Below are 628 nucleotides of genomic sequence, written 5' to 3' on the forward strand. Positions count from 1 at the left end.
CACCGATTCCGGGTCGGGCTGGTCATAGACCGAGTGCAGCATCGTCTTGACGGCCGGCCAGGCCGCCTTCGAGGTCACCGCCATCAAGTTCGCCGCGAAGTGAGTGCGACAGCGCTGCCAGGACGTGCCGGGCAGGTTCGCGGCGATCGCATCGACCAGGCCGGCGTGGGCGTCGGAGGTGACGAGCAGGACGCCGGTGAGGCCGCGGGCGACCAGGTCGGCGAAGAACGCGTTCCAGGCCTGTCTGGTCTCGCTGGTGGCGACCTTGACGCCGAGGACTTCGCGGTGGCCGTCGGCGTTGACGCCGGTCGCGACCAGGACGACGGCGTTGACGACGCGGCCCTGTTCGCGGACCTTCATGGTCAGGGCGTCGGCGGCCACGAACGTGAACGGCCCGGACTCGTTCAACGGCCTCGTGCGGAAGGCGTGGACCTGTTCGTCGAGGTCGGCGGCCATCCGTGAGACCTGTGACTTCGACAGCGACGTGATGCCGAGGGTCTGGACGAGTTTGTCCATGCGGCGGGTGGAGACGCCGAGCAGGTAGCAGGTCGCGACCACGCTGATCATGGCTGCCTCGGCTCGTTTACGGCGTTCGAGCAGCCATTCCGGGAAGTAGGAACCCGACCGG

General features: G+C 68.2%; 1 protein-coding gene. It reads right to left on the reverse strand.

All coding sequences use genetic code 11. The features are described from left to right. A partial coding sequence (locus tag Aco03nite_RS52475) for an IS256 family transposase (RefSeq protein ID WP_203810801.1) occupies positions 1-628 on the reverse strand: 628 nt, incomplete at both ends.

This window comes from Actinoplanes couchii, assembly GCF_016862075.1.
Taxonomy (GTDB): Bacteria; Actinomycetota; Actinomycetes; order Mycobacteriales; family Micromonosporaceae; genus Actinoplanes; species Actinoplanes couchii.